Below are 23049 nucleotides of genomic sequence, written 5' to 3' on the forward strand. Positions count from 1 at the left end.
TGGGGCTGCGGATGGTATTGGGCCCGTCACTTTGCGCAGGAATCCCGCGACGAAACGCTTCCGCACGGCATAAGGTCGTCATCTCTGGCTTGTGCCGGGGGGTGTTTGGTGGGGCACCGGGCGGGCAGCCGCTGGGGAACAGGCAATTCCGGTTAGCGGGCGAGCGAAGGGCTTCGGGCGCGTGACGTTGAAGGTGATGGAGGGCCAACGGGGGGAGTGGGTCGTCCTCCAGGTCTCAGGAGAGATGGACCTGGTGACCTCCCCCGCGGTCCGGCAGCACGTCCACGACGCGGTGGCCGAGGGCCGCCACTGGCTGGTGCTCGACCTCCAGGAGGTCCGCTTCTGCGACTCCAGCGGGGTCGGCGTCCTCATCGCGGCGCGGCGGTTGATGCGGTCCTGTTCCGGGCGGCTGCGGCTGATACTGCCCGCGCAGGGCGAGGCCCACGGCTCGCACGTCAACCGGGTGCTCGCGGCGCTCGGTGTCCGCCGGCTGTTCGACTGCTATCCCGACCTGGTCGCCGCGACCGAGACGGCCGTGGACCCGCTGAGCGCTTAGGGCCTGGCGCCCGCAGCCCGGCGCCCGGCGCTCAGCTCTGGGCCTGCCGGGGCGTGGGCCGGACTCCGGGGAGCCGGGCGCGTACGACGAAGCCGCCGTCGGGCAAGGGGTGCGCCTCCAGTGTGCCACCGAGCAGTTGGGCGCGCTCGCGCAGGCCGATCAGCCCATGGCCGCCGCCCGGCAGACCGGGCGCGGCGGCCGTCGCGTCGGGCGCCCCGTTGCGCACCTCGACCCGCAGCTCCCGCGCGCCCTTCCCATCGCCTTCCGCCCCGCTGCCTTCCGCCCCGTCGCCTTCCGCACGGACAGCGCCGATAGCACCGACCTCGCTGACCCGGACCCGTACCCGCGCCCCCGGGGCGTGCTTGCGCACATTGGTCAACGCCTCCTGCACGATGCGGAACACCGCCCGCTCGACCGCCTCCGACTGCCCTAGGTCCTCCAGCAGCCCCTCCCCGTAGTCGGCCTCGTAGTCCACGTCCAGCGCGCTCAGCTCGATCAGCCGCGGCAGGTCGGCCAGGCACGGCTGCGGGGTGAGCTGCTCCAGGTCTCCGCCCGCCGCGCGCAACACGCCCACCATGTGGCGCAGCTCGTCCAGCGTGCGCACCGACAGTTCGCGGATCGTCCGGGCACTCTCCCGCGCCTGGGTGTCCCCCGCGCTGATCTGCACCGCCCCGGCCTGAAGGCTGATGAGACTGACCTGGTGCGCGACGACGTCGTGCATCTCCCGGGCGAGGCGGGCCCGTTCGGTGCTCAGCACCTGCTGGGCCAGCAGATCGTCGGCGTGGCGGCGGCTGCGCGTCAGGTCCTCGATACGGGCGGCCAGTTCGCCACGGGTGCGCACCAGCAGGCCGAGCGCGATGGGGGCGACGGAGGTCACGGACGCGTCGATCAGGGTCAGGGTGTTCTCCCGGTACGCGGTCGGCTCGAAGTCCGAGACCGGCCACGGCACGAAGTGTGCGACGGCCAGCAGCAGTGCCGAGACCGCGAGCAGCCGGCGGTCGGGGCGGCGCGCGGCCACGGTGTACAGCGCGATCATGGGCGCGAACCAGACGTAGCCGATCAGGATCCCCGGGAGCGTGGCCAGGAACACGGTCAGCGGCAGCTTTCGGCGCAGCAGCAGCGCGGCCGCGGCGACCAGTGACACATTCAGCTCCAGGCCCAACGTCACGCCGTTGACCAGCAGCGCGTCCGCCACCGCGAGGGCCACGGGGACGACCAGCGACGCCCAGCGCGGCACTCGGGCGGTCATCGCGGCCCCCCTGATTCCCCTGGCATCCCTGGCACCCTTGGCACCGCTGTGGCTCTGGGTACCCCTGTCGCTCTTGGTACCTCTGTCGCCCTTGGCACCCCTGTGCATGGGATGCCCGCCAGCAGCCCCGCCCGGTCGGCCACGATCGCCGCCTGCACCCGGTTGACCCCGCCCAACTTCGCCAGCAGCGCCCGCACATGGTCCTTGACGGTGCTGGGCGCCAGCCCCATCCGCTCCGCGATCTGCGGATTGGCCAGCCCCTCCCCGAGCAGCGCCAGCACCTCCCGCTCGCGCGGCGTCAGCGCCTCGACCGCCGCCGAGGCCGTGGCCTCCGCTTCGGCGGCCAGATAGCCGCCGATCACGGCCCGGGTGACGCCCGGGTCCAGCACGCTGCCGCCCTGCGCGAGCGTCCGTACGGCCCGTACCAGCTGTTCCGGATCGGTGTCCTTGAGCAGAAACCCCGCCGCCCCCGCGCGCAGCGCTGCCGTGACGTACTCCTGCGCGTCGAAGGTGGTCAGCATGGCGACGGCGGGGGCGCGGTCCGCCTCCAACAGCCGTCCGAGCACGGTCAGCCCGTCCACGTCGGGCATCCGGATGTCCAGGAGGACCACGTCGGCCGCGCTGCTCCGCACCGCCGCCACCGCCTCGGCGCCGGAGCACTCCGCGACCACCTCGATATCCGGGGCCGTGCCCAGGATCAGCCGCAGCCCGGACCGTACGAGCGCCTCGTCGTCCACCACCGCCACACGGATCACCGGCCGCTCCCTCCCCTTGGCTGTCATGCTCATTGCCCGGACAGCCTGCCGCATGCGCGGTACAAAGTGGAGGGGCTACCTCCGCCCGTTGGGGGGGAACACCCCCGCCGGTCGGCGGGGGTGACGGGAGACCAGGGGCGGATTCCCCGGCCGCCCGCCGCCGGGCACAGTGGTTCCACGCCGCGTCACCCCGCGGCCCCCGGGCCGCCGCGGCCCCCACACGCGGCGGCCCCCTTTTTTGTGGCTCGGTTCGCCTCCGGGGCGCCTCAGCCCCTGTCGACGGTCGACCACGCGGCGGTAGCCGCATATCGATCGCAGCCTCGGCCCTTCGTTCCTCAGGGCCTCCGCGCGCTCTCCCTTTCACAGCGCACATCAGCGCCTCCGGCGCGCGAGGCCACGCCCCTTCGGCTCGCCCCCAGCTACCGCTGGGAGGTGCCCCCAGTCGGCCCGAACGCGCATGGGCTCGCAAGGGGGAGGGACCGGCAGGCCCGAGCGGTCTGAGGCCGGGGGTCCGGCCGTGCGCGGGCGGCCCCTGGTCTCACACCGGCGGCTCCGCCGGGGCGGGGCCCAGGGTGGTCGTGCCGGGCGCCGCGCGGTGGCCCAGACCCATGCGGTACGCGTCCATCGCCGCTTCGGCGCGACCGCCGCGCCGCAGCAGATCGCCCAGCAGCCGGCACAGGTCGGCCAGGTCCCCGGCCGCGCCCGTCCGCTCCAGCAGGGACAGGGCCGCGCGGTAGTGCTCCTCCGCCGTCGCGGCGTCGCCGCGCTCCTCCGCGATCAGGCCGAGCAGCCGGTGCGCCCCGCCCGCGTGCACCGCGCCGGCCTCGGCGGTGAGCGCGGAGGCCGCCCCTCCGCCCCCGCCGTCCCCTCGGTCCCCGCCGTCGCCTCCGCCCCCGCCGTCCCCCGCGACCTCGGCGTCCGCACCGCTCGCCCCTTCCGCCCCACCATCCCCCGTGGCCCGCTTCAGCAGCGGCAGCAGCAGCGCCTCCGCCTCCGCCGTCCGTCCGCGCCGCCGCAGCACATCCGCCAGCTCCACCTCCACCTGCACCACGTACAGCGCGGCCCGCTTGGACGCCAGCATGTCCCGCGCGATGCACAGTTCGCGCTCCGCCCGCTCCAGGTTGCCGTCCTGCGCGTGGACATAGCCGCGCATCCAGTGGCAGTGGGCCAGGTCGGTGTGTATGCGCAGCTGCTCGTACAGCTCCTGCGCCTTGGCCAGCGAGGCGTCCGCCTCGGCGGTGCGGCCCTCGGCGATGAGCGTGCGGGCCACGCCGCGGTGCAGCCGGGCGATCAGCCCCGGGTCGTCCACGCTGGGGGCCAGCGCGAGCGCCAACTCGGCGGAGCGTGCGGCGCGGGCGTGCGCCCCCATGTCCATGTACGGGGCGATCGAGGCCGTGTAGAGCAGCAGCAGGGCGTTCGGGTCGTGCAGGCCCGAGGCGTTGAGCTCGTCGATGGCGCTCTCCAGGAGGTAGCAGGAGTAGCGCAGTTCGCCCGAGAGGAAGTGGGCCACGGCGCGGCCGCGGATCGCCGGGACCCGCCGGGGCAGCGGCTCGTCGGCCAGGAGCTGTTCCGCCGCCTCGTAGTGAGCGCGCGCCGCGGCCAGCTCGCCGGTCTCCTGCGCGCAGTCGCCGAGCCCCACCAGGGCTGTGGCCCGCTCGTCCCGGAAGCCCAGCCGCTCCGCCTCGGCCATCAGCTCCTCGAACAGCGCGGCCGCGTCCTTCGGGTCGCCGGTGGCCAGCAACTTGCGGGCGTCGGTGAGCCCGGCCCGCAGCCGGATCGCGTCGTGCGGGTCGCGGCCCGTGGTCAGCTCCTCGTAGCTGATGCCGAGGCGCTCGGCGAGGTGGCGCAGCGCGGCTTCGGAGGGGCGTACCTTCCCGGACTCCAGCGTGGAGACATACGCGGCGGTGTAGGCGGGCTCGGCCAGCTGCCGCTGGGTGAGCCCGCGTTCCGTACGCAGCCGGAGCACCCGGCGCCCGATCTCCGCGGCTCCGTCAGCCGTTCGTACGGCCCCGGCGCTTCTCTCGCCCACCGTGCCCTCTTCTCCTCGGCGGCAACTTAATCGCCGAGCTAAGTCCATTTACGCGAGGATTGAAACATGTCGAGCTGATGGATCAGGGGCCGGTCGAGTGGGAGGCGGCGACCGTCCGTCGGCCAGGACCCCCACTGACCGATCACCACTTCGACGTACCGTTCGACCATACGGCTCCCGGCGCGGAGTGGATCGTGGCACATCCTGAAAACACATGGTGAGACGCCGTCTGGGACGCTGTGGCCGGTGCCTGGGGAGACGCCCGTGACTACTGACAACTGCTGACGATTACTAGCGACTTCCCTAATCCTTATTGCCGGATCGCGCCCCGAGCCCCTAGGTTGAGCGGCGACTTAATCGTGCTTAACTGGCTGCTTACGAAGTTGAGTTCGGGGGGTATCGACCGTGCGCAGACGTCTGCCCAGACGTTTCTCCATACGCACCGCAGCAGTCGCCGGCGGTTTAGTCCTGACGGCGGCCCTGGCCGCCACAGCGTCGGCCACCCCGGCGCCACCGCCACCCCCCGCCCGGGCCGCGGCGGTTCACGGCGCCGAACGCACCCACGAGGTGGAGTACTTCACCCGCCCCGGCGCCCACCCCCGCCACACCGAGGTCCCGGCCGCCACCCCCGCCCGCATCGCCCGCGCGGACCGTGCCCTGTCCGCCTCCGAGGCCGCCGCCGACGGCGACGTCAGCTCGGTCATCCAGACCGGCCCGGTGGCCGACAAGCTCGACGTCGTCTTCATCGGCGACGGCTACACCGCCGCCCAGCAGGGCGACTTCCACGCCGACCTGCGGTCCAAGTGGGAGCAGATGTCCGCCGTCGAGCCGTACGCCTCCTACAAGGAGCTGTTCAACGTCTGGTCGGTGGACGCGGTCTCGAACCAGTCCGGCGTCTCCGGCGACCCGGGCAAGGACGTCGTCAAGGACACCGCGCTGAAGTCGTACTTCTGGTGCGACGACATCGAGCGGCTGCTGTGCGTCGACACCGACAAGGTCGAGTCGTACGCAGGCAAGGCCCCGGACGCCGACCTGGTCGTCGTGCTCTCCAACTCCACCAAGTACGGCGGCGCGGGCTACACCCTCACCTCCCAGGTCGGCTACGACGGCATCGCCACGGCCTCCTCCGACCACGCCGACTCCGACCAGGTGGCCGTCCACGAGACCGGCCACTCCCTCGGCAAGCTGGCCGACGAGTACTTCTACGACGACTACGGCACCTACACCGGCGCCGAGCCCGGCGAGTCCAACGCCACCAAGCTCAGCGCCGCCCAACTGACCGCACAGCAGAAGAAGTGGTATCGCTGGATCGGCCAGACCTCGCCCGACGGCGGCACGGTCGGCGCGTACGAGGGCGGGCGCTACTACCCCAAGGGCATCAACCGCCCCACCGAGAACTCGATCATGCGCACCCTCGGCCGGGAGTTCAGTCTCCCCGGCCGTGAGGCGATGATCGCGGGCTTCTACCAGCACGCACGTGTCCTCGCCAGCACCACCGGCACGGACACCGCCCTCAAGCGCGACGCGACCATCAAGGTCACCTTCCCGTCCTCCGCGTCCGTCACGTGGTCCGTGGACGGCACCGAGGTCACCGCCGCACGCGGCAAGAACTCGGTCACCCCGGCCTCCCTCGGCGTCGCCTCCGACGGCCGTTCGCACACCGTCACCGCCAAGGCCACGGACACCACCAAGGCGGTCAAGGACCCCGCCCTGCGCAAGCTGCTGACCAACTCCCGCACCTGGAAGGTCACCACCTAGCCGCTCACCGCCGCCACCCCCCAAGCTGCCGCCCCGTGGACCCCCGCCGCGGGGCGGCTTCTTTTCCGTGCGACCGCGCCCAGTTGCGCGTTACCGCGCGTAGGGACGCAGCGGCGGCTCCTCGCGGGCCCACGGCTGGCTGTGGATCAGGACATCGATCGGGAGGCTCAGCAGGCTCGGCAGGGTCTCGACGGCTTTCTCGGTGTTGAGGGGCATGAGCAGGGTGGCGCAGTCCGCGCGGTTGATCCTTCCGGGGTCGGCGGGGCCGGGGTGCTCGATCGCGTCGGCGGCGAGCTCGTAGGACACCAGGTCGACGAGCAGGCCCATATGGCTGGGCCACGCCCGTCCGGGGCAGATGTCCTGGACTCCGATGTTCCGGGCACCCGGCAGGACCGAGGGCTGTCCATCGATCACCACGGACTCGTCGGCCAGGGAGTAGACCGAGGTGTACGAGGGGCCCGCGGGCATGGGGGTGCCGTTCGCGGTGAGCGCCTTCGTCCAGTTCGAGTCGCGGGCGAACTGCAGGGACGCGGCCGGGCAGCCCGTGATCTCGGAGAGGGGACGGCAGGCGCTGCCGATGCTCGTGCCCTGGAACGGGGCACCCAGGGTCACCACATCATCGACCTTGGCCGCGAGGTCTGGCCAGAAGCGCAGCGCCCATGCCGCCTGGAGGCCGCCTTGGCTGTGCCCGACCAGGTCCACCTTCCGGCCGGTGCGCTCGTGGACCGTGCGCGTCGCGTACACCACGTACTCGACGGTCTCCTGCATGTCCCTGAGGCCGCGGCCGGGGTAGTCCACCCAACAGGACGGATAGCCGCTCTTCTTCAGCTCGGCCATGTAGTTCCAGGCGTAGGCCTCCTCGCCCTTGAACCCGGTACCGGGAATGAACAGCACGGTCGGCTTTTCGCTGTCCGCCTGGCCTGGCTGGTCTGCCTGGCAGTGCAGGCCCTTGGCGAGCTCGGCCACCGGGGTTTCCAGGGGCGGACCGGGATCGGTGTCCGCCTCCGCGGACAGAGGGAACAGAGTCGGCGTCAGCAGGGCCGCCACGAGGCCGGCGGCCCATGTGGGTAATCGCATAGGAACCTCCGCAGGGGAGCGAGTGAAAGGAGCCTCCCATCGTGCGCAGACGCCACAAGGCCGTCAATATCCCTCCCTAACGCCCCCACATCCCTCCGCAATCCCCCACCGGTCAGGGGCGGTCCGCCGTCAGCCCGCGGAGCGGCTTTCCGGGGGCTCGACGGGCGCTCCGGCGCGGTAGATCCGGAACTCGCCTCCGTACCCCTGGGATCCGGTGATCAACGAGACCGCGAGCATGCTGCCGTCCGGCGACCAGGCCATGGCGGGGAGGATGTCGCCGCCGGACCGGCAGCGCATGAGCAGCGCGCCGTCGGAGACGCGCCACAGGTCGATCAGCTCGCCCCCGTCGATCTCGTCGTCGGACGGGCCCTTCCCACCGCCGGCCACCAGGTAGGCCCCGTCCGGCCGGACGATCGCGTCGGACCGGATTCCGGTGAGTGTGCCGAGGACGCGGCCGCTCTCCGGATCCAGGATGTGCACATCGCTGCCCTGGCCGACGAACATCCGGGTCTCGTCACCGGTGAAGGAGACGCTTCCGACCTCCGCCTTGCCTCGCGGAAGGTGCAGCCGGCGGGGCGATTCGCCGGACGAGCACAGTACGTCGACCCAGCCGCCGTAACCGGTGAACCCGCCGTAGCCGCCGTCGGCGCGGTAGCGGCCGAAGCCGGTGTCGGCCCGGTAGCGGCCGGTGCGCGAGCGGGCTTCCCGCGGCTGCGGCGGGACATCCACCTCGGCGTCGCTGTCGACGTCGTAGGCGCGGGTCGGGGCGCCGGCGTCCCCCTCCCCGCCGCCCCATCTGACGCGCGCGGTGATCTGGTGGGTGCCGGGCACCCACTGGATGTCCTGGCCCCACAGGGAGCTGTCGGGGACGCGGACGTGCTCGCTCCAGTCGTCCGTACGGAACACCACCAGCTCGCACGCCTGGCTGGTGACCGCGAGATACCGCCCGTCGTCCGAGAAGGCCAGATCGCTGGGGGTGCCCTCGTCGCCTCCCTCCCCCGGGAACGGGGCGAGCGTCACCGCCGGGCCGCGTAGGTCCAGCACCGTGGGGGCGTCCTCCTCCAGCACCTGGTCGGCCGTGATCGGATAGGAGGCGGTCGCCCAGCCATGGCCGGGGCTCAGCGACCCCAGCCAGCGCGCGTCGGTGACCTCGACGTCGTAGTCGGCCTGGACGAGGAGGTCCTCGTCCTTCCAGCGGCCGTCACGCTCGTAGTAGAAGTCGTGGAGGCGCTGCCAATCCGCCTCGGCCACGGGGTGGTTGCGGGTGGCCGTCCGCTCGATCCGCCGGACGTACCGATGGGTGTGGGCGGCGAGCCACTCAGGATCGAGGATCTCGTCGACGCCGACCATCCGCAGCGGGTGGGGCGAGCTGACCGGCAGGCGCTCCGCCGCCTCCCACAGCAGCGCGAAGAAGAAGCTCGGATCGTCGGGCAGCGGCGCGTGGGTGCGGCTTCCGGTGTCGTAGTACACGACGAAGACGCGGAACCGGACGCGCAGCTCGTCGGGCGCGACGTCGAGGACGCGGATGCCGTACAGATCGGTGGCCATCGGACCTTCCACAGCAGGGGACTTCGGGAGTCCGGTCCATGGTCACAGAAGCGTCCGACAGCCCGCCCGGCCGGCGGGCCCCGGCCTTCGAAACCGGCCCGGTTCGAAACCGCCTGGGCTAGGGACGCCGCAGCAGTCCCCGCTCCAGGGCCACCACCACCGCGCGCGTCCGGTCGTTCACGTCGAGCTTGGCGAACAGGCGCAGGAGATGGGTCTTGACCGTGGCCTCCGTGATGACGAGGCGTTTGCCGATCTCGGCGTTGGTCAGGCCGTCGGCCACGGCGCCCAGCACGTCGGTCTCGCGTGCGGTCAGCGGGTCCTGAGCCGGGCGGCGCATGCGCGCGATCAGCTTCTCGGCCACCCGGGGCGCGAGGACGGTCTCGCCGCGCGCCGCTGAGCGGATCGCGTCGGCGAGCTGTTCGCGGGTGGTGTCCTTCAGGAGATAGCCGATGGCGCCGGCCTCCACGCCGCGCTCGATGTCCTGGTCGGTGTCGTACGTCGTCAGGATCAGGACCCGGGTACGCGGGTATCGGGCGACGATTTCGGCGGTCGCCCCCACCCCGTCGAGCACCGGCATCCGCAGGTCGATGAGCGCGACGTCGGGGTCGTACCGCGCGACGAGTTCGAGGGCCGCCCTGCCGTCCCCCGCCTCCCCGACGATCTCGATGCCGTCCTCACCGGCCAGCAGAGCGACCACGCCCGCCCGCATCACGGTGTGGTCGTCCACCACGACCACCCGGACTCGTTCACAGGTCATCCCGTCCCCTCACTCCCCTTGTCGGGTTCCTCGTCGCCGGCGGCGTCGCTGTCCTCGTCGCTGTCCTTGCTGTCTCTGGACATCTCCACAGGAACCACCGCCAGGACCCGCGTCCCGTCGCCGACCGAGCTGGTGACCGTCAGCCGGCCGCCCAGTTCCGCCAGGCGTTTACGCATCCCGTCGAGTCCGAACCCCGTCGACTCCTCCGGGACGAAACCGGTGCCGTCGTCGGTGACCTCCAGCTCCACCCCGTACGGCCGGTGGGCCAGGATCACCCCGACCGTGGACGCCCGCGCGTGTTTGCGGACGTTGGCCAGGGACTCCTGGGTACAGCGCAGCAGCGCGATCCGGGTCTGCTGGTCGCATACGACGTCCGCCAGGTCGGCGACCACCGTGAGCCCCGTGTCCTCCGCGAAGCGGTCGAGGATCCGGCGCAGCGTCCGCGCCACGGATCCGGCCGCCGCACCGTCCTGCCGCTGTGCCGAGCCCACCAGCTCCCGCGCCTCGGCCAGGTTCTCGCGCGCCGTCGACTCGATCGAGCGCAGCTGCTGGGCGCTGCGCGCCGGATCGGAGGCGAGCTGGGCCCGGGCCGCCTCCGCGAGCACGACGATCGACGCGAATCCCTGCGCGAGGGTGTCGTGGATGTCCCGCGCCATCCGCTCCCGTTCGTCCGCCGCCCCCTGGCGCTGGTGCGCCTCGGACAGCTCGGCCTGGGTCCGCTCCAGTTCGACGATCAGCCGGGCCCGTTCGGTGCTCTGTGCGACCACCGAGTGTGCCCACAGACCGATCAGGACCCCCACGGCCACGACGATCAGGGTGGACACCAGCGTCTCGCTGAAGAACTCCAGTGACCAGCCCTGCCGGGACCAGGTCCCCACCAGTGTCGCCGCGGTCGCCAGCCCCAGGAACCCCATGGAGGCCCTGGGGGTCCGCCCGAACATCCAGTAGTGCGGCAGCGTCACCATGAACAGCGCCGCATAGCTGCTGCGCAGATACGCGATCCCGCCGAGCGCGAGCACCAGCACGGACAGATAGACGTGCGGCCGTACGACGGGATTGCCGGGGAAGCGGTCGAGGAGCGCGTAGCACAGCACCACGCAGCCGAGCAGCGCGAGCGCCCCGTATCTGCTCCCGCCGGGCCGGTCCATCGCGGCGAGCCCGACGGCCATCGCGGCGAACAGCACCCAGCACACCGCGTTCCAGCGGCGCAGCGACGCTGCCCAGAAGGCGTCGGCGGAGGGCCCGGCAAGAGCAGTCATACCGATCAACGTACGTTGACCACCGGCTGTTCGTGGGCCGCACGGCCCGGCACGGCCGCGGCCTCTCGCCTCGGCCGCGACGGCCGCGACGGCCACCAGGTCGCCTCGCCGAGCAGGAGCAGCGCCGAGGGCAGGATCATGATCCGGACGACGAAGGCGTCGAGCAGCACGGCCGCCGCCAGGACGAAACCGATCTGCTTCATCTCGATGATGTGCAGGAAGACGAAGCTCACGAAGACGGTCGTCATCACGACCGCGGCGCTGGTGACCACGCTCGCCGAGGTGCGGATCCCGTCGAGCACCGCCTGCCGCGTGGGGACGCCGGCGAGCACGGCCTCCCTGATCCGGCTGACCACGAACACCTGGTAGTCCATGGAGAGTCCGAAGAGGATCACGAAGAGGAAGAGCGGGACGCGCGACCCGATCGAGCCGGTGGAGGTGAAGTCCAGCAGCCCCTCGGCCCAGGTTCCCTGGAAGACGAGGACGAGCAGCCCGAGCGCGGCCGCGGCCGACAGCAGGTTCAGTACGACGCCGATCAGGCCGAGCACCACGGAACGGAAGGCGTACACGGTCATCGCGAACGTCACCAGAAGCAACGCCCCGATGACCAGGGGCAGTTTGCCGTTCTGGTGGGCGGGATAGTCGGCGTAGCGTGCGACGTCACCGCTGACGCCGTACTCCGCGTCCGCGATCCGGCCGACGGTGGCGGGCAGGTAGTCGTGGCGCAGGTGGTTCAGGGAGGCCTTGGCCTCACGGGAGTTGCCGAGGTGCGGCACCTTCAGCCGCAGCACGCTGATCCGGTGGTCGGCCGATGTCATGATTCGAGAGCCGTCGGCGAACAGCGGATCGCGGTCGGCCAGCTCGGCGAGGCCGCGCAGCGCCCCGGTGACCTCATGGGTGCGCGAGGCGTCGGCGCGTACGACGACGTCGTGGGTGACCCTCTGGTCGGGGAACGCCTCGTTGAGGCGGTCGTACACCCGCATCGCGGGGATCTCGCGGGAGTGGGTGTCCCGGCTCATCTCCGTGATCTTCAGCTCCGCCAGCGGAACGACGAGGGCGAGCAGGGCGAGGACCGAGACGCAGAGCGTGGCGAGGGGATGCCGGGCGGCGGGCCGCAGCAGCGCCGTCCAGATCCGGCCGCCGCCCTCGCCGCGCGTCCGCCGGGCCGGCTTGCCGCGCTCCGCCCGGCGCCGTGCCCTGCGTTCCGCCCGCTTTCCGAGCACGACCAGCAGTGCGGGCAGGGCCGTCAGGGAGCTGGCCACGGCGACCAGGACGACCACGATGGTGCCGGTAGCGAGCGAGGAGAAGATCACGTCGGAGGCCAGATACAGCGTCGCGGTGGAGGCGACGACCGCCAGCCCCGACACCACCACCGCACGGCCGGAGGTGGCCGCCGCCAGCTCCACCAGCGCCTCGGTGCTCAGCCGACCGCCGGCGCGGGCCCGCTCCTCGCGCTCCCGCTTGAGGTAGAAGAGCGTGTAGTCGACGCCGACCGCGAGGCCGATCATCAGGATGACGTTCGTGCCGACCCCGGCGTCGGGGGAGAGATGCGAGGCCACCATCGCCAGGCCGACCGCCGCCGCGATCGACGACAGGGCGAGCAGCAACGGCACCATGGCCATGACGACCGAACCGAAGACGACCAGCAGCGTGATCAGGGTGACCGGAAGCGTGATCGCCTCGGACAGCGCCAGGTCGTCGCTGCGCTGCTGGTCGACTCCCTTGCTGACGGAAGGCGAGCCGGTCTCCTCGAACAGCAGCCGGGGGTGGGCCTTCTGGACGGCCTCGGTCTGCGCGACCAGCGCGTCGACCTTGTCCTTCGCGTCCCGCTCCTCGCCCTTCAGGGACACCTCGACCATCAGGATCCGGCCGTCGTCGGACCACAGCGGCGCGGCCACGCCCTCGACCTCGGGCAGCGGCTTCATCCGGGCCGTGAGGTCCCGCGCGGCCGCTTCGGCGGCCCGCTTGCCGGCCTGACCGTCGAGGGCGCCGGAACGGGCGGAGATCAGCACCTGCTCGGTGGAGCGGCGCTCCAAATGCCCCTCGGCCGCCATGGCCTCGGCCCGGCCCGCCTCGCCGACGCGGTAGTCCGCCGTCTTGGCGCTGTTGGTGCCGACGGCTCCGCCGACGACCAGGCACAGCGCCACGAACACCAGCCATCCGACGACCGCCCGCCAGGGGTGCCGCGCGCTCCAGCGGGCCACCCGCACAGTGAGTGATTTCATGCCCAGAAGCCTTGTTGACCAGGGCGGTTGCCGGACAGAGGTGTCAGGTTGAACCTGCCGTCCACCGATCGGTGGACCCGGGGGAGGGGGTTATCCCCCGTACGCCCACCACGCATCCCTCAAGGCCCGGTGCCGTGGCCTCCTGCCGTGACACACCGCCCGGCTCACGCCTCCCCACCCCGGCGCCCGTCCCGCGGCAGCGTCAGCGTCGCGCCCGCCGTCAGTACGAGCCCGGCCGCCGCGAGCAGCATGCTCCACCGCATACCGGCCAGGAACGTGTCCGCTCCCGCCAGCAGCGCCCCGAAGACCGCCACCGCGATCGCCCCGCCGACCTGGCGGCCGGTGTTGAGCACGGCTGATGCGGTGCCCGCCCGGTCCCCGGGTACCGCGTCGAGCAGCATCGCGGTCAGCGCCGGCACCGTCAGCGCCCCGCCGAGGCCGACCGGCACCATCAAAGCCGCCACCACCCACACGTTGGTATGAGCCCCGACGGTGAGCAGCGCCAGTAGCCCGGCTGCCCCGATGAGTTGTCCCGCCACCATCGGCACCCGCGGGCCGAACAGCTCGGCCAGCTTCGCCGAGGCCAGGTTCACCACGGCGACCAGTGCCGTCATCGGAATGAACATCAGGCCCGCGTGCAGCGCGGTCTGCCCGCGCTCCTGCTGCAGGTACAGGCTGAAGATGAACACCCCGCCGTAGTACGCGGCATTGAGCATGAAGCCGACCGCCAAGGACACCGCCACCACCCGCGAGCGGAACAGCGGCAGCGGGAGCATCGGGTGTGCGCCCTTGACCTGCGCGGCGAGGAAGGCGGCTGCCGCGGCCGCAGCCACCAGCAGCGACACCACCACGAACGGCCGGCCGAAGCCCTTGTCGCCGCCCTCGATCACGCCGTACGTCAGCGCGCCCATCGCGACCACCGCCGTCACCTGCCCGACCACGTCAAGACGCGCGGGCAGCCGCGGCGAGGCCGGCACGCGGGCGAGCAGGGCGAGCGCCAGCAGGCCCGCCGGGAGGTTGACGAAGAAGATCCACCGCCAGCCCACGGAAGCGGTGAGTGCCCCGCCGAGCACCGGCCCGGCCGCCACCGCGACCGCGCCGCCCACGGTCCAGATGGCGATGGCCCGAGCCCGCTTCGCCTGGTCGGGAAAGCCCTGCCGGACCAGGGCCAGCGACGCCGGCATCATCACTGCCGCCGCACCCCCCTGCACCAGTCGCGCCGCCACCAGCACGCCGAGCCCGGGCGCCAGTCCGCACGCGGCCGAGGCCAGCCCGAAGAGCACAAGGCCGCCGCCGTACGCCTGCCGGGCCCCGATGCGGTCGGACAGGGCGCCCGCGGAGAGCATCAGGGCGGCGAAGATCAGCGTGTATCCGTCCACCACCCATTGCAGGCCGGACATGCCGCCGCCGAGGCTGCGGCCGATGTCGGGCAGCGCGACGGTGACGATCAACGCGTCCAGCGAGATGAGGAAGAAGCCCAGCAGGGCGGCACCGAGCACCGTCGGGGACCCACCCCGGGCCGCCTCCGGCGCCGAGGCCGCGGTACGGGCGTCCGGGGAGAACTTGAGCAGGGATTTCACCAGGACACTCCTGAGAGGCGGTGGGCGGGGAAAGGGGCGGAGGCGGCTGGAGGCGTCAGTCGTCGAAGTCGGTGGAACGGGTGAGCTTTTCCCAGGAGCGGAGTTCGGTGTGGGCACGGTCGAGGTGGTCGGTGATCGCGTCGGCGGCGTCGTTGCCGAGCAGCAGACGCAGTGGCGGTTCGTCGGCGTCCAGAGCGGTGAGGATGGCGGCCGCGGCCTTGGCCGGGTCCCCGGGTTCCTGGCCGCTTCCGCCCGGCAGCCCGGAAAGGACGGGGCCCACGGTGTCCTGGTAGGCGTCCAGGGCAGCCGCGGAGGGCCGCAGTGCTGCGGTGCCGGCGAAGCCGGTACGGAACGCGCCGGGCTCGACGATCAGCACCCGAATGCCGTGCGGGGCGACCTCGGCGGCCAATGCCTCGGAAAGCCCCTCCAGGGCGAACTTGGTGGCGCAGTAGGCGCCGACTCCGGCGAAGGCGAACCGCCCACCCATGCTGGTCAGCTGCACGATGGCGCCCGAGCCCCGGCGGCGCATATGCGGCAGCGCGGCCCGGGTGAGCGCGGCCGGGCCGAAGAAGTGCAGGTCCATCAGGTCCCGCAGCTCCGCGTCGGTGGTCTCCTCGACCGCCCCCACCATGCCCCGTCCGGCGTTGTTGACCAGGATGTCGATCCGGCCGTGCCGGGCCGCCACGCCGTCGACCGCGGCTTGGACGCCCGCGATGTCGGTGACGTCCAGCGGTAGAGCCTCGACCTGGTCCGGGTGCGCGGCGACCAGGTCGTCGAGCAGCGCGGTACGGCGGGCGGCTGCGACCACGATGTCGCCCGCAGCCACCGCCGCTTCGGTGATCGCCCGGCCGAACCCGCTGCTCGCCCCGGTGACCAGCCATACCTTGTTCATGTTCTTCTCCTTGTGCAGGGTGATCCGCTGTTCTCGGCGGTCCGTGTGTGCACCACCTTGCGAGGCACACCGTTTGCGCGTCCAAGATCTGCTGTGATAGCCGATGGTTATGGACGTTCACGGACGGGACCTGAGGTACTTCGCCGCAGTGGCCGAAGAGCTGCACTTCACGCGCGCGGCCGAGCGGCTGTACATCTCGCAGCCCGCGCTGAGCAAGCAGATCAGGATGCTGGAGAAACAGGTGGGGGAGGCGTTGTTCGAGCGCGACCGGCGCGAAGTGCGCCTGAGCGCGGTCGGTGCTGCGCTGCTGCCGCATGCTCAGCGCATTCTCGCCGAGTGGGAGGCAGCCAAGGAGGCAGTCGCCCGCGTTGCGGCCGACCGGGCGGCCGTCCTCGTCGTGGGGATGAGTACCAGCCCGGGGCGCGGGGGCGTGCTGCCGGCGATCCGCTCCCGCTTCACCGCCGCGCGCCCTGATGCCCGACTCAGGCTTCGCCAGGTCCCCTGGCAGGACTCGACCGCCGGGCTCGCCGACGGCACGTGCGACGCGGCGTTCGTCTGGCTGCCGCTGCCCGATCCGTCCCGCTACCGGTGGGTGGTGGTCGCCGAGGAACCCCGCCTGGTCGCCCTGGCCGATACTCACCCGCTCGCCGACAGGGAGATCATCGACTTCACCGAACTGCTGGACGAGCCGTTCCTCGCTCTGCCCGACAGCGCCGGGCCGCTGCGGGACTACTGGCTTGCCACCGATGCCCGCGGCGGGAAGCCGGCACGCATCGGCGCGGAGGTGGCAAGCACCGAGGAGACTTACGAAGCGCTTGTCGCGGGTCTCGGAGTGGTCCTGCTGGCGGCCGGGAACACCCCGCTGATCACCCTCGGCGGAGTCGTCACCCGTGCGGTGAGGGGCATCTCGCCCAGCCGCTTCGTCCTCGCCTGGCGCGCCGACGACCGCCGCCCGCTGGTGCGGGAGTACGTGCGCGCGTGTGAGCTGGCGACCGAGACAACGGACTGAGGCAGGGCGCAGCCGCGAGAAGTGCTCGGTCAGGGGATAACCGTCCGCGACTCCAAGAATCCCGGCGGCCCCCGCCTTCACTTCACCGCCACTGCCTGGCGCGCCTTCCTCGCCCCCGCCACATCTATGCCGCCAACTCCCGCTCCAGCGGCGTACGGAACCGGGGCGTGACCCGGACCTCCCCCAGCCATCCGCTCAGCCGCGCCGCCTCCGCCTCCACCGCGGCCGTCGCCTCCCGGCCCACATCGGTCAGCGCGCGCCAGACCACCTCGCCGTTCGCGCGCTGGGCCCAGCCGCCGACGATGCGGCCGTTCCACCACACCGTGGGGCCGATGTTGCCGCTGCCGTCGAAGAGCGGCTTCACATGGTCCGGGTCGAGATACCAGCCGCGGGCCTGCCAGCCCATGGCGGTCGGGTCGAGGCCGGGCAGCAGCGCGGCCCAGGGCTCGTCGCCCGCCACCGGCTCGTCGTCCCCGGGCACATCCCCTGGCACCACGTACCCCGGCCCCTCCACCAGCGTCACACCCTCCGCGCCGATGTCGGCCAGCGCCCGCCGGGTGTCGGTCAGCGTCCAGCCCGTCCACCACTTCAGATCGGCCTCGGTCGCGGGCCCGTACGCGGCCAGCCAGCGGCGGGCCAGTTCGGCTTTCGCCTCGCGGACGGGGAGGTCGGGGAGCGGCGGAACGAGGGCCCACGGGTAGAGGCTGCTGGTCCAGGAGCCGCGCGGGCGGCAGCGGCGCAGATGCCCGTCGGAGGCGAGCAGGCGCAGCAGTCGGCTCCCGACGGTCTGCCGGGCCGCGTACGGCTTGCCCGGCGCCATCACGATCCGTTCGCGCAGCGCGGGCACGTCCTCGGCCACCTCGGCGGTCGTCGCCTCGCCCCGTTCGGCCACGGCCGCCAGTACGGCCTGCTCCACCTCGGCCAGCCGCGCCTCGTCCCAGTGCTCCTCGGCGCGCTCCCGCAGATGCTTCAGCAGCGTGGCCCGTTCCCGGACCGCGATCGCCCGCGCGGTCGACGAGCCGACGACCGGCGCGAGTTCCGTCGTCACGGCGAAGATCGTGCGCCGCATGCTCAACAGCTTGACCAGCGAGACATCCTCGTACAGCGCCCGCTCCACCTCCCCGGCCCCCGGCTCCCGCAGCCGCGCGCACGCGGACAGATACACGGTGGCCGGATCGGTCGCATGCAGCCCGACGACCGCGTCCGCCACCGCTTCGACGGCGGCCGCCCGCGCGGACGGTGCCAGCAGATGCCGCCGCCCGAGGCGGGCGCGGCGCTGGGCGGGGGTGATGTGGGGGAGGGAGTTGCTCATGGGGCCGACCGTAAGGGCCGTACCTGTCATCTTCTGGCAGGTACGGCCGACGACGCCATGGCCCGTTGGCTGGGCCGGTTGGGGACTCCCGCGAGCGTTACGGCACGGCGAACGTGGCCCAAACCACCTTCCCTCGCAACGGCCTGGCGTGATGCCCCCAGTCCTTGCTGAGCGACGCCACGATCACCAATCCCCGCCCGCGCTCCTGGCTGTCGGGCACAGGACCTCCGGGCCAGACCGGCGGCCGACGGTCCGGGTCGTCGACTTCCAGCCGCAGCCACTGTGCGCTGCGCAGCATGGTCAGGGCGATCACGCCATGGGCCTGCCCGGCGTGCCGCACCGCATTCGTCACGAGTTCGCTGGCCACCACCTCGACGCATTCGGCCAGCTCGGCGTCCACGCACCAGGTGTCCAGGACGTCGCGGACGTGGCGCCGGGCGTTGGCTGCTGCCTTGGGCGCGTGGGGGAGAGGCATGCGGCTGATGTGAAGTCCAGGGTAGCCGTGCCGAATCCCAACGACCTCGACCCATCCCGGTCCCCGCTGGCCTTCTTCGGCTCGGAGGTGCGCCTGCAGCGCGAGAAGGCAGGCATGTCCCAGCAGGACCTCGGCAAGGCGCTGTACTGCTCCGGCGCGCTCGTCGGGTACATCGAGGCGGCGAAGCGGTATCCGACGCTGGAGTTCGCGGAGCGCTGCGACGACGTGTCGACTCCAAGAACCCCGACGGCTCCCGCCTCCACTTCTCCGCCACCGCCTGGCATGCCTTCCTCGCCTACGCCACTACGCCCCCCGTCCCCTGCTCCGGCGGCCCAACGGCATAGTTGACCAAAGCCGGCGCCGCCCGCAGGGCGGCGCCAAGGCGTACGCCCGTCGGCGTACCGCAGGAGTCTCTCCCGGCAGGACGACGCGTGCCCGCGCGGCCCGCACGCTGGGGCCATGACACAGCAAGCCCCAGTGGTGACGATTCACCAACTCACTAAGCGATATGGCGACCGGGTCGCGGTCGGCGACCTCACGGTCGAGGTCCCGCGTGGCGTGGTCGCCGGATTCATCGGCCCGAACGGCGCCGGCAAGACGACCACCATGGCGATGCTTCTCGGCCTCGTGCGCCCGACCTCCGGGGACGCCACCGTCCTCGGACGGTCGATCCACCACCCCGAGCGCTATCTGGGCCGCGTCGGCGCCCTGCTCGAGGGACCGGCCATGTGGCCCGCGCTGACCGGCGTGGAGAACCTGCGGGTGCTCGCCCGGCTCGGTGGGCAGGACGAGCGCCGCATCCCCGAGGTCCTGGAACTCGTCGGCCTCGCCGATCGGGCGCGAGACCGCTACGGCAGGTACTCCCTCGGCATGAAGCAGCGGCTCGGCATCGCCGCCGCCCTGCTCGGCGACCCCGAGTTGCTGATCCTCGACGAGCCGACCAATGGCCTCGACCCGGCCGGGATGATCGACATGCGCGACCTCATCGCGCGGATCGCGGCCGAGGGCCGCACTGTGCTGGTCTCCTCGCACATCCTGAACGAGCTGGAGCAGGTCTGCGACTGGCTCCTCATCATCGAGCAGGGAACGCTCGTCTACGCCGGCTCAGCACGGGAGTTCGCCGGCCGGACCGGCAACGACATCCTCCTGGCCCCCGCGGACGGCGCGGATCTCCTGAAGCTCGCCGACATCGTCGCCGCCGAAGGGCTGGAGCCCAAGAGCGACGGGGGCCGGCTCATGGTGCCTATCGATCACCGCGACCCCCGGCAGGTGGCCGCGTCTCTCAACCGCGCGGCCTTCGCGACGGGCATCGTGCTGGCCGAACTCACGGTCCACCGGCCCACCCTGGAATCCACCTACCTCCGACTCATCGAGGGAGACGTCGCGTGATCCGCTCATTCCGTGCCGAACTGGCCAGGCTGATCCGCCGCAGGGTGCTCATCACCACGATCGTCGTGGTCCTCGCGAGCTCTGTCGGCGGCGCGGCGATCGAGCTGGGCGGTGCCAAGCCCACGTCGGAGATGTCCCCGAACAGCATGACGCCGACGCTGGAGACCCTTGCCGGGGCTGGCGGCGGCACCGAGGTGTTCCGCGCCGTCGCGGCCTTCTCCGGCACCCTCGTGTTCGCCTTGTTCGTCGGCCTGTTCAGTCTGGAGTTCTCCCGCGGCACGTACCGCACGATGCTCTTCCGGCAGCCCAAGCGGACGAGCCTGCTGATCGGCAGGCTGGGCGCGCTGCTGGCCTTCGCGGCCGCGGCCCTGGCGTGCGCCGAGGTCGTCACGTGGCTTGCCGCCCGGTTCATGGCGTCCGGCTACGACGTCCAGACCGACGCGTGGACCGGCGCCGACGCTCTCGGCGCGGCCGTCACCGACTACGCGTCCGTACTGGTGTGGGTCACCGGCTATGCCGTGCTCGCCATGCTGATCGCGGTGCTGCTGCGCTCCGTTCCCCTGGCCCTCGCCGTCGGCATCGCGTGGGCCGGGCCCGCCGAACACCTCATCGGGGACGCGTGGGACCCGGGCCGGCGGTTCTTCCCCGGACTCCTCCTCGAGACGCTGGGGCAGGGCGGGACGTCGGAGGTGAGCGCGACACGGGCGCTGCTCACCGTGGCCGCCTACGTCGTCGCCGCCGCGGCGGTCGCCGGCACCGTCTTCGCGCGCCGCGATGTCACGGCCTGAGCCCGCCACGGAACGCGGTGCCGGCCATCGCGGTCCACGCCAAGCCGGCCTCCGGACCCCCACCCCCTTGCAAAAAATGCTTGTCCTTGGTCAAGCGTTTTTTTGTAAGGGGGTGAGGGAGGCGCCGAGCCGACTCAGCGGACGTGCGGCGTCGCGGCGGCGATGAAGTCGCGGACGCCCTGCCGGGACCGCTCGCGGATGTCGTTCAGCCGGTCGCGGTCCCCGGCCCGGTGCAGCTCGGTGACGTGCTCCATGATCCGCTCGGCGAGTTCCACGAGCGCGGGGTCGTCCGAGACCATCTGCGCGCGGAACATCGCCTCCTGCGCCGCGTAGCGCAACTCGTAGACGTGCTCCCGCAGCTCCGGGGTGTCCTCGTCAACCCGGTTCTCGTGGGTGACGTACCACCGGTGGACCAGCACCCGGCGGTAGTTGAGCAGCGCCCCCGCGTAGGCGCAGTACGCGTCGATCCGCTCCTGCCGCAGCTTCTCCTCCCGGGCGAAGTGCTCGCTCCGGTCGGCGGATCGCCGCTGGAAGGTATGGGTGACCGCGGAACCCAACACCGTGCCGAGCACGGCGATAACACTCGCCAGGACTGCCTCCATGGGGGAAGTCGACCACAGCGCGGGCGGGTGTGGGCGGGCGTTGGCGGGGTCGGGGGCGGGGGCGGGGGGAGTCTCGGGCGTGCGGCAAGATGAGGGCATGGGTAGCTTCGGGGGAAGTGATCGTCTGCTGGCCGGGCGCTATCAGCTGGTGTCACGGCTGGGGCGCGGCGGCATGGGCACGGTGTGGCGGGCCGTCGACGCACTGCTGGGCCGGGATGTGGCGGTCAAGGAGCTGCACATCGACGACGGGCTGGACGGGATGTCGGCCATCGACGTCCAGATGCAGCACGAGCGCACGCTGCGCGAGGCCCGTACCGTGGCGCAGATCAAGCATCCGAATGTGATCGTCCTGCACGATGTCGTGGAGGAGGACGGACGCCCCTGGATCGTCATGGAGTTGGTCGACGGCCGCTCGCTCGCCGACCAGCTGGCCGCCGAGGGGCCCGTCGGGCCGGGTGAGGCGGCGCGGATCGGGTTCGCGCTGCTGGACGCACTGCGGGTGGCGCATGCGCGCGGGGTGCTGCACCGGGACATCAAGCCCGCCAACGTGCTGGTGGAGGCGGGCACCGGGCGGGTGGTGCTGACGGACTTCGGGATCGCGCAGGTGACGGGGAGCACGACGATCACGGAGACCGGGACGTTCGTGGGCTCGCCCGAATACACCGCGCCGGAGCGGATGTCGGGGCGCCGCACCGGCCCGGAGTCGGACCTGTGGTCGCTGGGCGTGCTGCTGTGCACGCTGGTCAGCGGCGAGTCCCCGTTCCGCCGTGACTCGTTGGGCGGCGTGCTGCACGCGGTCGTGTTCGACGAGATACGGGCGCCCGAGGCCGCCGGGGTCCTGGCCCCCGTCATCGAGGGGCTGTTGCGGCGCGACCCCGACCTGCGGCTGACCGGGGACGAGGCGGCCCGGATGCTGCGGATATGCCTGGAGCCGGGGGACACCCCCGAGATCCCCCTGGAGTACACGCCGACGCAGCCCGCCGTGCCGGTGGCGACCGGCCATGGGCCCGGGTACGGGGCCGCCACCCCGGCGACCCCGGCGGCCCCCGTGGCCCCGGAGCCCCCCACCCCCGTCGCCCCCGCCCCGCGCCTCCGGGGCCCCCGCCGCCGTACGGCGCTGATGGCGGCCGTCGCGGTGGTCGCGCTGGCCGGCCTCGGTGCCGGGGTCGCGGCGCTGGCCATGGACCGGGGGGACGGCGACACCGCGGACAAGGGCACGGCCAGTGCCACGACAGACCCTGGCAAGAAGCCGTCGAAGGCGTCGCCCACGCCCTCGAAGACGTCCTCCAAAACCGCCGTCCCGGACGGCTACGAGCTGGTCGATGACCCGCTCGGCTTCACGATCGCCGTGCCCAAGGGGTACTCCCGCGTGGTCAAGGCGCCGCGCGTCTACTACAACTCGCCCGGCATGGAGTTCCGGATCGGGATCCACGTCCAGGAGCAGGACCCCAAGGGCCCGCTCCAGCTGAGCCGGGAGGCGGACGCCAGGGGGCCGCAGGACTACGAGGGCTACCGCAGCGGCCAGGTCATCGAGACGGACCGCAACGGGCTGCCCGCCGCCCTGTGGGCGTTCATCTGGAACGGCTCGGCCGACGACGGCGGCTCGCGCCAGACCTATGACCTGACCTGGAACGAAGCGGGCAAGATGTATGACGTGTGGGTGTCCGCGCCGGTCGGGCGGAAATCCGAGGGAAAGCAGTACTTCGACACGGCTGTCACCACTTTCTCCCGATCCGCCGACCAGAACTGAACGGCACCGCAACGGCTTTGTCACGAGCGGTCACAGCCG

Annotated in this window: 21 protein-coding genes and 1 pseudogene; 9 read left to right on the forward strand and 13 right to left on the reverse strand. The window is 72.1% G+C overall.

Annotated elements, in window-relative coordinates:
- Positions 1-196 precede the first annotated feature (196 nt).
- Entirely contained in the window at positions 197-556 is a 360-nt protein-coding gene (locus ACWY4P_RS30105) for an STAS domain-containing protein (protein WP_456213105.1), read from the forward strand.
- A 31-nt stretch (positions 557-587) separates the two neighbouring features.
- On the opposite strand, the gene ACWY4P_RS30110 is transcribed toward ACWY4P_RS30105, so the two are convergent.
- From ACWY4P_RS30110 to ACWY4P_RS30120, 3 genes are all read right to left on the reverse strand, one after another.
- Entirely contained in the window at positions 588-1805 is a 1218-nt protein-coding gene (locus ACWY4P_RS30110; protein WP_456203580.1) for a sensor histidine kinase, read from the reverse strand.
- Positions 1802-2560: a response regulator gene (locus ACWY4P_RS30115; RefSeq protein ID WP_456203582.1), complete on the reverse strand. Its 759-nt coding sequence runs from the start codon at positions 2558-2560 to the stop codon at positions 1802-1804. Before ACWY4P_RS30115 ends, ACWY4P_RS30110 begins: the two co-directional genes overlap by 4 nt.
- 538 nt (positions 2561-3098) lie before the next feature.
- Complete coding sequence (locus ACWY4P_RS30120) at positions 3099-4637, reverse strand: tetratricopeptide repeat protein (protein ID WP_456203583.1); 1539 nt, start codon at positions 4635-4637, stop codon at positions 3099-3101.
- Positions 4638-4994: 357 nt separating this feature from the next.
- On the opposite strand from ACWY4P_RS30120, the gene ACWY4P_RS30125 reads away from it, so the two are divergent.
- Entirely contained in the window at positions 4995-6347 is a 1353-nt protein-coding gene (locus ACWY4P_RS30125; RefSeq protein ID WP_456203584.1) for a M64 family metallopeptidase, read from the forward strand.
- A gap of 90 nt (positions 6348-6437) precedes the next feature.
- Here ACWY4P_RS30125 and ACWY4P_RS30130 read toward each other — a convergent pair whose 3' ends face one another.
- The 7 genes from ACWY4P_RS30130 to ACWY4P_RS30160 form a co-directional block, all read right to left on the reverse strand.
- Positions 6438-7424 (reverse strand): esterase/lipase family protein, encoded by a 987-nt coding sequence (locus ACWY4P_RS30130; RefSeq protein WP_456203585.1) that lies wholly within the window; start codon positions 7422-7424, stop codon positions 6438-6440.
- A 129-nt stretch (positions 7425-7553) separates the two neighbouring features.
- Complete coding sequence (locus ACWY4P_RS30135) at positions 7554-8972, reverse strand: WD40 repeat domain-containing protein (protein ID WP_456203586.1); 1419 nt, start codon at positions 8970-8972, stop codon at positions 7554-7556.
- Positions 8973-9090: 118 nt separating this feature from the next.
- A complete protein-coding gene (locus tag ACWY4P_RS30140; protein ID WP_456203587.1) occupies positions 9091-9729 on the reverse strand; it encodes a response regulator in 639 nt (212 codons plus the stop codon).
- Positions 9726-10988 (reverse strand): sensor histidine kinase, encoded by a 1263-nt coding sequence (locus tag ACWY4P_RS30145; RefSeq protein ID WP_456203589.1) that lies wholly within the window; start codon positions 10986-10988, stop codon positions 9726-9728. The genes ACWY4P_RS30140 and ACWY4P_RS30145 overlap by 4 nt, the downstream gene beginning before the upstream one ends.
- Positions 10989-10993: 5 nt before the next feature.
- Positions 10994-13213 carry an MMPL family transporter gene (locus ACWY4P_RS30150; protein ID WP_456203590.1) on the reverse strand — a complete coding sequence of 740 codons (2220 nt, stop codon included), beginning with the start codon at positions 13211-13213 and terminating at the stop codon, positions 10994-10996.
- Between the two features lie 164 nt (positions 13214-13377).
- The gene (locus ACWY4P_RS30155) at positions 13378-14793 is read right to left on the reverse strand and encodes an MFS transporter (protein ID WP_456203591.1); all 1416 of its coding nucleotides are present in this window, start codon (positions 14791-14793) and stop codon (positions 13378-13380) included.
- A 55-nt stretch (positions 14794-14848) separates the two neighbouring features.
- A complete protein-coding gene (locus ACWY4P_RS30160; RefSeq protein WP_456203592.1) occupies positions 14849-15685 on the reverse strand; it encodes an oxidoreductase in 837 nt (278 codons plus the stop codon).
- A 103-nt stretch (positions 15686-15788) separates the two neighbouring features.
- Between ACWY4P_RS30160 and ACWY4P_RS30165 the strand changes: the two genes are divergently transcribed.
- Both ACWY4P_RS30165 and ACWY4P_RS30170 read left to right on the forward strand, forming a co-directional pair.
- On the forward strand, positions 15789-16694 hold the full coding sequence (locus ACWY4P_RS30165; RefSeq protein WP_456203593.1) for a LysR family transcriptional regulator: 906 nt from the start codon (positions 15789-15791) through the stop codon (positions 16692-16694).
- 21 nt (positions 16695-16715) lie between these two features.
- Positions 16716-16865: a DUF397 domain-containing protein gene (locus ACWY4P_RS30170; RefSeq protein ID WP_456203594.1), complete on the forward strand. Its 150-nt coding sequence runs from the start codon at positions 16716-16718 to the stop codon at positions 16863-16865.
- Here the strand turns inward: ACWY4P_RS30170 and ACWY4P_RS30175 are convergent.
- Positions 16819-18006, reverse strand: a complete 1188-nt coding sequence (locus tag ACWY4P_RS30175; protein ID WP_456203596.1) for a winged helix DNA-binding domain-containing protein — start codon at positions 18004-18006, stop codon at positions 16819-16821. The genes ACWY4P_RS30170 and ACWY4P_RS30175 overlap by 47 nt on opposite strands.
- A 97-nt stretch (positions 18007-18103) precedes the next feature.
- On the reverse strand, positions 18104-18481 hold the full coding sequence (locus tag ACWY4P_RS30180) for an ATP-binding protein (RefSeq protein ID WP_456203597.1): 378 nt from the start codon (positions 18479-18481) through the stop codon (positions 18104-18106).
- Positions 18482-18595: 114 nt separating this feature from the next.
- On the opposite strand from ACWY4P_RS30180, the pseudogene ACWY4P_RS30185 reads away from it, so the two are divergent.
- The 4 genes and pseudogenes from ACWY4P_RS30185 to ACWY4P_RS30200 form a co-directional block, all read left to right on the forward strand.
- Positions 18596-18649, forward strand: a pseudogene (locus ACWY4P_RS30185) (hypothetical protein); the annotation flags it as partial.
- Positions 18650-18696: 47 nt separating this feature from the next.
- Complete coding sequence (locus ACWY4P_RS30190) at positions 18697-18825, forward strand: DUF397 domain-containing protein (protein ID WP_456213106.1); 129 nt, start codon at positions 18697-18699, stop codon at positions 18823-18825.
- Between the two features lie 115 nt (positions 18826-18940).
- Positions 18941-19870, forward strand: a complete 930-nt coding sequence (locus ACWY4P_RS30195) for an ABC transporter ATP-binding protein (RefSeq protein WP_456203598.1) — start codon at positions 18941-18943, stop codon at positions 19868-19870.
- Positions 19867-20658 (forward strand): ABC transporter permease, encoded by a 792-nt coding sequence (locus ACWY4P_RS30200; RefSeq protein WP_456203599.1) that lies wholly within the window; start codon positions 19867-19869, stop codon positions 20656-20658. The genes ACWY4P_RS30195 and ACWY4P_RS30200 overlap by 4 nt, the downstream gene beginning before the upstream one ends.
- Positions 20659-20792: 134 nt before the next feature.
- On the opposite strand, the gene ACWY4P_RS30205 is transcribed toward ACWY4P_RS30200, so the two are convergent.
- Entirely contained in the window at positions 20793-21260 is a 468-nt protein-coding gene (locus tag ACWY4P_RS30205) for a hypothetical protein (protein WP_456203600.1), read from the reverse strand.
- Positions 21261-21357: 97 nt separating this feature from the next.
- Here ACWY4P_RS30205 and ACWY4P_RS30210 point away from each other — a divergent pair, with 97 nt between their 5' ends.
- Positions 21358-23010 (forward strand): serine/threonine-protein kinase, encoded by a 1653-nt coding sequence (locus ACWY4P_RS30210; RefSeq protein WP_456203601.1) that lies wholly within the window; start codon positions 21358-21360, stop codon positions 23008-23010.
- The last annotated feature ends 39 nt before the right edge of the window (positions 23011-23049 follow it).

The sequence above is a fragment of the Streptomyces sp. LZ34 genome (genome assembly GCF_053890475.1).

Bases quoted from the DNA above. Each gene is read 5' to 3' on its own strand.
- ACWY4P_RS30105 (WP_456213105.1), top strand. From the start codon at position 197: ATGGAGGGCCAACGGGGGGAGTGGGTCGTCCTCCAGGTCTCAGGAGAG.
- ACWY4P_RS30110 (WP_456203580.1), bottom strand. From the start codon at position 1,805: ATGACCGCCCGAGTGCCGCGCTGGGCGTCGCTGGTCGTCCCCGTGGCC.
- ACWY4P_RS30120 (WP_456203583.1), bottom strand. From the start codon at position 4,637: ATGGACTTAGCTCGGCGATTAAGTTGCCGCCGAGGAGAAGAGGGCACG.
- ACWY4P_RS30130 (WP_456203585.1), bottom strand. From the start codon at position 7,424: ATGCGATTACCCACATGGGCCGCCGGCCTCGTGGCGGCCCTGCTGACG.
- ACWY4P_RS30135 (WP_456203586.1), bottom strand. From the start codon at position 8,972: ATGGCCACCGATCTGTACGGCATCCGCGTCCTCGACGTCGCGCCCGAC.
- ACWY4P_RS30140 (WP_456203587.1), bottom strand. From the start codon at position 9,729: ATGACCTGTGAACGAGTCCGGGTGGTCGTGGTGGACGACCACACCGTG.
- ACWY4P_RS30145 (WP_456203589.1), bottom strand. From the start codon at position 10,988: ATGACTGCTCTTGCCGGGCCCTCCGCCGACGCCTTCTGGGCAGCGTCG.
- ACWY4P_RS30150 (WP_456203590.1), bottom strand. From the start codon at position 13,213: ATGAAATCACTCACTGTGCGGGTGGCCCGCTGGAGCGCGCGGCACCCC.
- ACWY4P_RS30160 (WP_456203592.1), bottom strand. From the start codon at position 15,685: ATGAACAAGGTATGGCTGGTCACCGGGGCGAGCAGCGGGTTCGGCCGG.
- ACWY4P_RS30165 (WP_456203593.1), top strand. From the start codon at position 15,789: ATGGTTATGGACGTTCACGGACGGGACCTGAGGTACTTCGCCGCAGTG.
- ACWY4P_RS30175 (WP_456203596.1), bottom strand. From the start codon at position 18,006: ATGAGCAACTCCCTCCCCCACATCACCCCCGCCCAGCGCCGCGCCCGC.
- ACWY4P_RS30180 (WP_456203597.1), bottom strand. From the start codon at position 18,481: ATGCCTCTCCCCCACGCGCCCAAGGCAGCAGCCAACGCCCGGCGCCAC.
- ACWY4P_RS30195 (WP_456203598.1), top strand. From the start codon at position 18,941: ATGACACAGCAAGCCCCAGTGGTGACGATTCACCAACTCACTAAGCGA.
- ACWY4P_RS30205 (WP_456203600.1), bottom strand. From the start codon at position 21,260: ATGGAGGCAGTCCTGGCGAGTGTTATCGCCGTGCTCGGCACGGTGTTG.
- ACWY4P_RS30210 (WP_456203601.1), top strand. From the start codon at position 21,358: ATGGGTAGCTTCGGGGGAAGTGATCGTCTGCTGGCCGGGCGCTATCAG.